General features: G+C 43.6%; 9 protein-coding genes. 3 read left to right on the top strand and 6 right to left on the bottom strand.

Features of this window, described 5'->3' with window-relative positions:
• Positions 1–210 precede the first annotated feature (210 nt).
• Positions 211–702: a WbuC family cupin fold metalloprotein gene (locus QT979_RS24585; RefSeq protein ID WP_333311951.1), complete on the bottom strand. Its 492-nt coding sequence runs from the start codon at positions 700–702 to the stop codon at positions 211–213.
• 76 nt (positions 703–778) lie between these two features.
• Here QT979_RS24585 and QT979_RS24580 point away from each other — a divergent pair, with 76 nt between their 5' ends.
• Positions 779–2,002: a tetratricopeptide repeat protein gene (locus tag QT979_RS24580; RefSeq protein WP_333311950.1), complete on the top strand. Its 1,224-nt coding sequence runs from the start codon at positions 779–781 to the stop codon at positions 2,000–2,002.
• A gap of 89 nt (positions 2,003–2,091) precedes the next feature.
• On the opposite strand, the gene QT979_RS24575 is transcribed toward QT979_RS24580, so the two are convergent.
• Positions 2,092–3,174 carry an HNH endonuclease gene (locus QT979_RS24575; RefSeq protein ID WP_333311949.1) on the bottom strand — a complete coding sequence of 361 codons (1,083 nt, stop codon included), beginning with the start codon at positions 3,172–3,174 and terminating at the stop codon, positions 2,092–2,094.
• Between the two features lie 436 nt (positions 3,175–3,610).
• Positions 3,611–4,483: an S-methyl-5'-thioadenosine phosphorylase gene (locus QT979_RS24570; protein WP_333311948.1), complete on the bottom strand. Its 873-nt coding sequence runs from the start codon at positions 4,481–4,483 to the stop codon at positions 3,611–3,613.
• A gap of 209 nt (positions 4,484–4,692) precedes the next feature.
• Between QT979_RS24570 and QT979_RS24565 the strand changes: the two genes are divergently transcribed.
• Complete coding sequence (locus QT979_RS24565) at positions 4,693–4,899, top strand: hypothetical protein (protein WP_015177188.1); 207 nt, start codon at positions 4,693–4,695, stop codon at positions 4,897–4,899.
• A gap of 144 nt (positions 4,900–5,043) precedes the next feature.
• Here QT979_RS24565 and QT979_RS24560 read toward each other — a convergent pair whose 3' ends face one another.
• From QT979_RS24560 to QT979_RS24550, 3 genes are all read right to left on the bottom strand, one after another.
• The gene (locus QT979_RS24560; RefSeq protein ID WP_333208784.1) at positions 5,044–5,883 is read right to left on the bottom strand and encodes a Tab2/Atab2 family RNA-binding protein; all 840 of its coding nucleotides are present in this window, start codon (positions 5,881–5,883) and stop codon (positions 5,044–5,046) included.
• A gap of 305 nt (positions 5,884–6,188) precedes the next feature.
• On the bottom strand, positions 6,189–7,409 hold the full coding sequence (locus QT979_RS24555; protein ID WP_333311947.1) for an adenylate/guanylate cyclase domain-containing protein: 1,221 nt from the start codon (positions 7,407–7,409) through the stop codon (positions 6,189–6,191).
• Between the two features lie 6 nt (positions 7,410–7,415).
• A complete protein-coding gene (locus QT979_RS24550) occupies positions 7,416–7,958 on the bottom strand; it encodes a peroxidase-related enzyme (RefSeq protein WP_333064782.1) in 543 nt (180 codons plus the stop codon).
• A gap of 579 nt (positions 7,959–8,537) precedes the next feature.
• Between QT979_RS24550 and QT979_RS24545 the strand changes: the two genes are divergently transcribed.
• The gene (locus QT979_RS24545; RefSeq protein WP_333311946.1) at positions 8,538–9,815 is read left to right on the top strand and encodes a valine--pyruvate transaminase; all 1,278 of its coding nucleotides are present in this window, start codon (positions 8,538–8,540) and stop codon (positions 9,813–9,815) included.
• Positions 9,816–9,931 lie beyond the last annotated feature (116 nt).

The following is a 9,931-nucleotide window of genomic DNA, read 5'->3' as shown; positions in this document are numbered from 1 at the left end:
AGATTTTAGATTTTAGATTTTAGATTTTAGATTTTAGATTTTAGATTTTAGATTTTAGATTTTAGATTTTAGATTTTTAACAGTCAACACTCAATCAATTTTAGATTTTAGATTTTAGATCTAAGATTTTTAACAGTCAACACTCAATCGATTTTAGATTTTAGATTTTAGATTTTTAACAGTCAACCGTCAACAGTCAACAGTCAACCGTCAACTGTTAAATTCCGCTTCCCAAATCAGGACTAATTCTCGCGCCGCCGCAGTTCCCTCAGCAGGAAAACCTGCCAAAAAGTCTTTATCAGCCCCCACGTCGTAAGGCCCTTCCTTAAACTCCAAAATCACAGTATCCTGTGTCAAGGCTACTAACGTGTGAATAGTCCCCTCTGGCAGTTCGACAGCGCGAGTCGGGCCGGCCGCGCTGACTCGCAAGGATTGCAGGATGTGACCGTTTTCGTTCAAAATAACAATACCAACTTCTCCTTGAATCACCACAAAAAACTCAAAACCGTTAACTGCAGGCGGGCGCAGGTGTTGGTGAGGGCGGACGTAAGTGCCTGGTTGCAGCACGTTGACAAACCGCTGCACTTTTTCAGATAAATCATGGAAATTGTAGTTTTGTCGCTGGCGGGGACTGCGCCGGGAGGAAGCGGCAACTTCGTCTAGCAATTCTTGCGTCAGCAATTTGATCGGAGGGGACTGCACAACAGATATCCTGTATTTAAGAGTTTGTGAACAAATGGGCTAGTCTGGGATCATCGTTATCAGCATCTCTTGACACATGGAAATCGCAACTCAGGTGCGTATCACTAAGGCAATGCGTTTGTCAAGTATCTTTAGAAAAAGTATTAGCCCGATCGCCCTTTTGACTATTCTAGTCTGCGCCAGTAGCGTTTTTGCATCTGAACCGACGGCGGCAATGTTACTTCAGCAGGAATTCCCACAGCAGCAACTTAAAGAAGAAATTCGCGATCGAGTTCAAGAAGAAGTTGACATTGCTTTCGGGCGCACGGCGGTACTGCTTAACGGACTGGTAATTGCCCTAACTTTGTTTCCGACAGCAGCCGGAGTCGGGGTTTGGTTTCTATTGAGAAAATTGTCCAAGCAGACAACAATTGCTCGCCAAGAAATTGAAAGTCTCCATTACGATACAATCTCTCAATTAAAACTATTAATTTCCGACGCTGAAACTATCTTAGGCGAACTTCAACACCAAAATCACTCGGCAGAGGCAGAAACAGACCTTTTATTCCCCGATGCCCAAATTCAAGAATTTGCTCCGGTTAACTATGGCAATTACCAACAGCTATTGACGGCCGGCGACTATGCTAAACAGGGAGATGCTTGTTTCTTTGAAAACCGTTATCAAGATGCGATCGCAGCTTACGATCAGGCCCTGCAAATTCAGCCTGATTTAGCCGATACTTGGAATAACCGAGGAGTAGTGCTCACAAGAATGCAGCGGTATCCAGAGGCGATCGCATCTTACGAACAAGCTACTACAATTCGCCCCAATTACCCCGATGCTTGGAACAATCGAGGCGTGGTATTGTTGGAGTTGCAGAAGTACCAGGAAGCGATCGGCTGTTACGAACAAGCAATTCAAGCCAAACCCGATTATGCCGATGCTTGGAACAACCGAGGCGTTGCTTTTTCCAAAATGCAGGAGTACGAACAAGCAGTAATTTCTTACAATCAAGCCCTACAAATTAAAAATGATTATACTGACGCTTGGAACAATCGAGGCGTTGCACTCTCCAAATTGCAAAAATACGAAGCTGCGATCGCTTCCTACGACAATGCTGCTAAAATTCGACCTGACTTTTACAGAATTTGGTACAATAAAGCCCGATGTTATGCCCTACAAGGTAAAATTGAATTAGCCATTGAAAATTTAAAGCGCGCCCTCAATCTCAATCCGAATTTGTGTAAACAATTGGCAAAAAGTGAAGCTGATTTGGAGAAGATTCGCGAACACGATGTATTCAAGCAGTTGATTAATTAATAGCTGTAATTCTAGGCTGCGTGACCACAAATCATTTCAAATTTATCACGGGTGACTCATAAAAGTCACGCACCGAAAAATTACGCTATCTACATTCGATCTATCAATTCATCAGAAGTCATACCAAGTCTTGTGCTGTCTCGATTACTTTTGCCAATATTACACTTTTTGCAAAGAGTTTGTAGATTACTCATATCGTTAGAACCACCTTTTGAGCGGGGGATAATGTGGTCAACTTCCAATAAAACTCCATCTTCTTTTGACGATCTACCACAGCTAAGACATTTCCATTTATCTCTAGCAAGTACAGCCCACCATTTACCTGCTCTCACAAAAGAATAACTGTCTAGTTCAGGTATTTCTGAAGAATCGAAATCTTCCTCCTCGCTTTCTTCTGTTTCTATGCCATTTTCGGGATTTCTAAGTTTTACATACCATTTTTTGAATTGCTTAAGCCTATTTTCAAGCTGAGGTTCTCGTCCTTCCCCAATACAAATAAATGATTCTGCTAAAGCGTATAAGAGGATGAATGCAATAATTAGTTCACCCAATCCTCGCTTTGGACGCACAGGAAAATAGTATGTTTGCGATATCAACCTTATACCATATGCCGTTATTTCTTCAGGGACAATTGCCTTATGAAGAGGCAGAAGTTCAAATTCCGGATTATACGTCGTATGTGAAATACCTGCTACCGATAATAGTGGCATTAAAACATCGCTATACTTAGCGACAAGTTGGGAAATTCTTGCCACGTAAGCATCATCAACGCCTTGACGAAATGGCATTAACTCAGCATGAATTGTTCCACTAGGAAATACCTTAAACGTCAGATAAGTGGGATGATGAAAAAATGGCTGTCCATTTCTCTTGAGAATTTTGAGCGGTTTGTCACCCCGTTTTGCAATAATTCCAATATGAACAAAGCCATAGTCTTTGTTCTCCTTTGCTTTATCTCGATGACTTGGAGAGTACGAAAAAGTCATTTTATCGTATGGATTCACATCGTAGACTTGCGCCACAACATCAAGGGTACAACGCAGTAACGTCTCTAGCCGAGGGAAGAAATAATTTTGCAGTGTTGAAAGCCTGGTTTTAGTGTCAGGAATATTGAAAATTTGAGTATCTCTCTCTTCAAAAATTACTTCATTAATATTGTGACTATCTTGCACGTTTCTGACTCCTTGTATTTCACCAGCTATTCAATCACACCGATCGAGAGCTGGCTAGTGGGCTGTATTCCTAACTTGTGGTGGGAAATCCAATGTGACTTTTCCATCCCACTTAAAATTTATAGAGATTGCTGTTTCCTGAGACTAAGCCAGCGCAATATTTATTATAGCGAAATTTTTAGTATAGTCAACTCCTAAGTCACAAAAATCCGCAACTTAGAATTAGATTTACAAGTTGATACAGTACGAGCAAAAAGAAGTCGTTCTCTGTCCACTGTTCTCACAGGAGAGGAAGTTCTAGCAATTATTAATCATTGATCAGGGTCATCAACGGCTCGTAAAATTACTTTCACGATTAGATAGTTGACATGACCCCGACGGAGAGTATGCGCTCGCTCAAGATTGTGGCATTTACTGGCGCGAAACCGATGACTAATTACAAATACTTCTGCAATAGCAAACCCATTTTTTCTTTAGTTGCGGCCGGCACTTGATCCAGCCGAGTCAGAATTGCATATTTCAAAGCTGAATGTGCATCAGATAGTGGGGGATTTTCTGTTAGTCTACGGACTGTTTCTTGAATGACTTTTTGAGCATTCTCTGCATTGCGGTGCAAATTTGCTATTACCATTTCTACTGTTACGCTGTCGTGTTCGGTATGCCAGCAGTCGTAATCGGTGACTAATGCTAAAGTTGCGTAGGCAATTTCAGCTTCTCTCGCTAATTTTGCTTCCGGCAAATTTGTCATCCCAATGACTGTGGCATCCCAACTGCGGTAAAGGTTTGATTCTGCTTTTGTGGAAAATGCGGGGCCTTCCATGCAGACGTAAGTGCCGCCCCGGTGGAGGTTAACGTCGGGGAGGTTCAATGATTCGATCGCACTTGCTAACACTTTAGCCAATTCGCCGCAAACCGGATCGCCGAATGTGATGTGAGCAACAATTCCTTCTCCAAAAAAAGTAGAAACTCGATTTTTTGTGCGATCGATAAACTGATCCGGCACTACCATATCTAAAGGTTTCGCCTCTGTTTTCAGGGAACCAACCGCCGACGCTGAGATTAAATACTCAACTCCCAAACTCTTCATTGCATAAATATTTGCGCGATACGGCACTTCTGATGGCAAAAAAGTGTGGTTGCGGCCGTGTCTAGCCAGAAACGCTACCGGCGTACCGTCCAATGTTCCCACAATTGCGGCATCGGATGGTGATCCAAAAGGTGTATCAATTTTCACCTCTTCAATATCCTTGAGGGCCTCCATTTTATACAAACCGCTGCCGCCGATAATTCCGATTTTTGCTTGTGCCATTTTTACCCTCTGCTTGAGTTTTACCACAGTGATTCTATCGGGCCATCGTTAAGTTGGTGTAAAGATAATTAAAGATTTGGTGATAACAGTCACCCCACATACACTATTTTGTCACTAAAATTATGTGATCGTAATCACAAAGTAGCTTCACAAAATCTTTAAAAATAAAGGTACATAGTTCTGTTACTTATTTTTAGCGTGTTAAGACCATGACAGTCAGCTCTGCTAACCTCCCCAAAATCTCGATCGAGGCGATCGTCGAGCGCATCTTTGCTTTTCGCCAGATTACCCCCCTTGACAGACGGCTGCTGAAATCAGCAATGCTAGCCCAGAAAGGTCTGAACGAAAAAGATCAGTGTCACATCAACCGAGTTTGTCAGGGCATTCAAAACGGCTTGATTTTAGTTGTAGAATAAATTTGCAGCACTATCTCTTGCGAGCTCAACAAGCTGTTTGAAAATTTGTGTCTGAGTTTGTATTTGCTGGAACTGCGTTCGAGCACTGTTTTACTTTTTTTCAGCCAGCGATTTATCAACATCACAAATAATATTATTTACATCTTATCGATCAAAATTTAACAGCCAAAAGCCTGTATAAGTCATGCCACTATCATCGGGCTGGACTAACAAAAAATGTAATCCTTTACTTAATTGCTTACGCTGTTGGTAAACTTGGGCCGCGGCTTTCACCTCGCTATCTTCAAAAGTAGCCACAACCCACCTATCTACTAACCCAGCTTCCAATATCAATCCATCGGGCTCTCCAGCAATATAATTCAAAGCAAAAGGTTTGGCATCCTGAAGCCATCTAGCCAACCGCATAGACTGGCGTCCACCGTCAATAACAACTCCCGGTACGGGTACTGTTGAGGCCAAGCCTAAATTCAGCGGTAACAGCAATTCTGGCATTTCCAAAATTGGCAAGGGACGCCCTTGGAAAGCATCTTCAATGTCGCCGGCGGGTAGGGAAGCAAAACGCCAGCCATCGCCCCAGAGGTTTTCGGGTAAGGGTACGGGCGGCGGCGAGTCGAGGGCGATCGCACTGTAAGTTTCACCTGTATAATTAGGCATACTCAAATATTCTTTTGCGCGTTGTTGCAGCAACAATTTCAGAGTCGGAGTGCGGCGAGTCGCTTCCACCTTGACACCCAAAACTTTGCCCGCAGCCTCAATTAAGCCCAGAGACTGAGGCCTAAATACTTGAATTAAGTCCGGCAAATTCTGAGTTTGAGCTTGCTGCTGCAACTGCGAGGCTAGCCAATTAGAATTTGCGTCCCCCTGGCTGCAAACAGCGCTAAATTGAAAACTGCCTTCCGATTCGCAAATTAAGAGTTCCCACAGTGGTTTACCAGTTTCGTCTTGGAGAGGGCGGCGGTAAAAATCGGCTTGCCAAATACGCATAAATAATTAAAATTCAAAATCTACAACTCGATCATTTTAATATAGCTTGGGGACACTGCGATACAATACCGCTTCACTGAGAAAAAACTTCGAGCGATATATTCTCAGTTCATAGTGGAGTTTTATTTCAATATCTAACACCCTTAAAAAAACAGCAACTGTAGGCTGGGTGGTGCAAACCGTGTTAGTAATCAGTAATCCCCAATTCTAAAATCTAAAATCTAAAATCTAAAATCTAAAATCTAAAATCTAAAATGGTATGGCTCGCTTAGCCATCCTCCCTTAGCAATTAGCCATTCCCAAATTTATTTAAGATGGCGAACCAAATACATATCCAATTCGCCCTTATTTTTAGCATAAATTTTTCCTCTGTATTCGCATTCAAAAAAATCTCTAACTAATTCAAACGTGTCGTGAGAAATATTGATATTTCCAGGGACACCGGAAGATTCCATCCGAGATGCAGTATTAACTGTATCTCCCCAGACATCATAGGAAAACTTTTTCTTGCCAATTACCCCAGCCAGTATTGGGCCTGAATGAATGCCAATGCGGATATCCCAATAAGCAATGTTTTGTTGAGATTTCTGTATTTTTCGCAAATCCATGAACTGTCGAATTTCTATCGCAGCAAGTACAGCGTCAAAGGCGTGTGTTGCGCGAGGCGTAGGAATTCCTGCAGCGCACATATAGCTGTCGCCAATAGTCTTCAGTTTTTCCATAGAGTATTTATCCATCACGCGATCGAAATAAGAAAAACAATAGTCTAGTTCGTCAACTAACTCTCGCGGCGTCATGTTTTCAGATAACTGAGTAAAGCCTTTAAAGTCCGTAAATAAAACCGATACGCTATCATAATAAAGTGGTTCCACTTTGCCGTTATTTTTGAGTTCATCGGCAATTTCAACCGGGAGCACATTCAACAGTAGCTGGTCAGATTTGTGCTTTTCGGCATCAAGTTCGGCATACAGGCTATTTATCTCTTTAAAGCGTTCAGCATTGCGGATAGCTGAAGATAGTTGCAAAGCCAAAAGATAGCCAATCCGCAAGTCTTCTTGAGTGTAAGCCCCCGGCTTGGTTGTGGCAAAATTAATTGTCCCTAAAACCTTACCTTCACTTTCCAAGGGAAGGATAATTTGGGAAGCGTAGGGGGATAAAATCGCAGTAGCACCCGCTTCTTGAATTAATTGAGGTTGACGTGTTGTGAAAGCCTTCTTAATCGGGCCGCCCTCTGTCAGGGCTGAAATATCTACAGGGATATGCGGGCCAAATAAGGTCATGCAAGCATTAGTGCTGTGTAGACAAACGCTACAGTGTTCAAAGTCTAGCAGCCATTTGGCTTGCTTACCTACTACCCGCAAAATCTGACTGAGATCGAGGGTGCGGTTAATGGCAGTAGCAATTTCATTGACGGCGGAAATGCGGATGGAAAGCGCTTGAGCTTCTGCTAACAAACGGCGGGCTGTTAACAGAAGTTCTTCTCGATCTTGATCTTCTAGCCGATCGCCCATAATAGGGGTATACAATATAGATTACAAAGCATCTATTTCGAGGGCTATTGAATCCGTATATCGGTTGACAAAGCTAAACAAGTCTGCTGTCGCAATAATCTCAAATATTTCAGAATCATCTAGCCCTAAATCCCGCAGGTTTTGGTAATCAGTTTCTGTCATTTCCAGGGGCTTTGTAGCAGCCAGCAAGCCAAAGGTAATTACGGCTTTATCACGTTTGGGCAAAGGGCAGTTGGCAAAGTCAGAAACTAGGGTTCGCAGTAGTTCTTCGCTCATCCCCAAGGCTGACAATCCGTGCAGGTGAACTTGGAGAGCGTACTCGCTATTATTTGATTGGGAAATAGCGACACCGACCATTTCTTTAAGCGTGCGGGGTAAGTCTCCTTGTAGGATTGTTCCCCGGAATTTTTTCCAATTTGCTTCTAATATGTCAGGGTTGATTGCCATTGACTTGAACAGGTTGGGGACGATGCCGAACCCCAAGTCTGTCAAGATTTCTTCGTAGACTGCTTTGGCTTTAGGATCTGTAAGTTGCTCGTATTCTATAAGTGGAAAGTGTGTCATTTTTTTGTTGAAGTTTACGGCAATTAATTGGGTGATAATTTACGTTTTTGTTATGTAATGCCACTCAAAGGGCGATCTTACGACAGATATTGGCTTGAGTCGGATTGATAATAAAATGCACCGCTGTCAGCAAACCGCGAATCATGAAAATGAGCTAGCAACAAATCGGATTTTTGAGGCTGGATTAAACCTGTAATTATAGCAGTAACAGGCTCCCATAAAATTCTGTTGCGATCGGGTTTTACGACTAATTTTAGATGTTTCCAATGGTTGTTGTCAAGGATCGGCAATTCATCGGGCGCGACGGCGTGAAATTTACCACAACTCTTGAATTAGAGATGGCTGTTCGGTTCGCTAATTTTTAGGTAAAAAACACTGTTCGATCGAACTCCACAAATGGCCACAATCTTATACTCCGGCGCGCGCACAGGGGAAGAAACAAAACACTGTGCGATCGAGTTTATTGAATTCATCAGATGCTCGATCGACAACCCATGCCCCAGATCAGCTAGGCTAACGCCTGCGACTGGAGTTATTATGGGTAAACTGTAAACTTCTATCATTGTCGCTGCATTTGCTATGAACCCTGCCCTGACTCAATTTGGCGCTCAGATGTCCCACCTCACGGGAGTTCGGGCAATTATGAAAGATATTATTGAAACTCTTAGAGCCGGCAGCGGGCAGGAGTTTATCAATTTGAGCGCCGGAAATCCGGTGATTTTACCGGAAGTCGAGCAGTTGTGGCGCGACTGCACTGCGGAACTTTTGGCGAGCCCGGAATACGGCGAGGTGGTTTGTCGCTACGGTTCCAGTCAAGGTTATCAGCCCTTAATCAATGCGGTTTTGGCGGATTTTAATCAGCGTTACGGACTGAATTTGACCGATCGCAATATTCTAATTACTCCCGGAAGTCAATCAATTTACTTCTACGCAGCCAACGCTTTCGGCGGCTACACTACCAGCAAACAGCTTAAAAATATTGTTTTACCGCTGAGCCCAGACTACACCGGTTACGGCGGCGTTAGCTTGATTCCCGAAGCGGTAGTCGCTTGCAAACCCACCCTCGATATTGATGCCGCCGCCCACAGGTTCAAATACCGCCCGGATTTCAGCCAATTGTCGATCGACCAAACCACCGGCTGCGTCATTTTTTCCCGTCCCTGCAACCCCACCGGCAACGTTCTCAGCGACGAGGAAGTGAAGAAAATTGCCGATTTAGCGGCCGCTTTTGACGCGCCGGTGTTCGTGGATTCCGCCTACGGCCCTCCCTTCCCGTCCTTGAATTTTACCGAAATGACGCCGATTTTTGGCGGCAATATCGTGCACTGTATGAGTTTGTCGAAAGCCGGATTGCCGGGTGAAAGAATCGGAATTGCGATCGGCGATGAAAAACTCATTCAAGTATTAGAATGTTTTCAGACCAATATGTGCATTCATTCGCCGAGATACGGACAGGCGATCGCAACTCGTGCGATTACATCCGGCGCTCTTGCCGACATCTCCATCAACGTAATTCGGCCGTACTATCAAGGCAAATTTGCGATCGTAGAAAGCACTCTAGAACAAGCAATGCCGAAGGATTTGCCGTGGTTTTTGCACCGGGGCGAAGGAGCAATTTTCGCATGGTTATGGCTGAAAGATTTGCCAATGACTGATTGGGAACTGTATCAAGAGTTGAAAAAAGTCGGCGTAATTGTGGTACCAGGAAGTTCCTTCTTCCCCGGTTTGCGGGAAGATTGGCAGCACAAACATGAGTGTTTACGCATTAGTTTGACTGCAAGAAATGATGAGATTGAAACTGCTATGAAACGGTTGGCTCAAATGGTAGAAAAGCTTTATCAGTCAGTTGACAGTTGATACCAATTTAATGTGAAGTTGCACATATCTCGCTCCCCCTAAATCCCCCTGGTTGTTGGGGGACTTTGATCGGAATCTTGTCCCACCCCCTACTCCCCTTATTAAGGGGGGCGCTA

Source organism: Microcoleus sp. w2-18bC1 (genome assembly GCF_036700365.1).
Lineage (GTDB): Bacteria > Cyanobacteriota > Cyanobacteriia > Cyanobacteriales > Microcoleaceae > Microcoleus.
This window is presented reverse-complemented; position numbering and strand designations above follow the sequence as displayed.

Excerpts from the sequence above, each read along its gene's own strand:
- QT979_RS24570 (WP_333311948.1), bottom strand. The coding sequence starts at position 4,483 with ATGGCACAAGCAAAAATCGGAATTATCGGCGGCAGCGGTTTGTATAAA.
- QT979_RS24565 (WP_015177188.1), top strand. The coding sequence starts at position 4,693 with ATGACAGTCAGCTCTGCTAACCTCCCCAAAATCTCGATCGAGGCGATC.
- QT979_RS24545 (WP_333311946.1), top strand. The coding sequence starts at position 8,538 with ATGAACCCTGCCCTGACTCAATTTGGCGCTCAGATGTCCCACCTCACG.
- QT979_RS24550 (WP_333064782.1), bottom strand. The coding sequence starts at position 7,958 with ATGACACACTTTCCACTTATAGAATACGAGCAACTTACAGATCCTAAA.
- QT979_RS24580 (WP_333311950.1), top strand. The coding sequence starts at position 779 with ATGGAAATCGCAACTCAGGTGCGTATCACTAAGGCAATGCGTTTGTCA.
- QT979_RS24560 (WP_333208784.1), bottom strand. The coding sequence starts at position 5,883 with ATGCGTATTTGGCAAGCCGATTTTTACCGCCGCCCTCTCCAAGACGAA.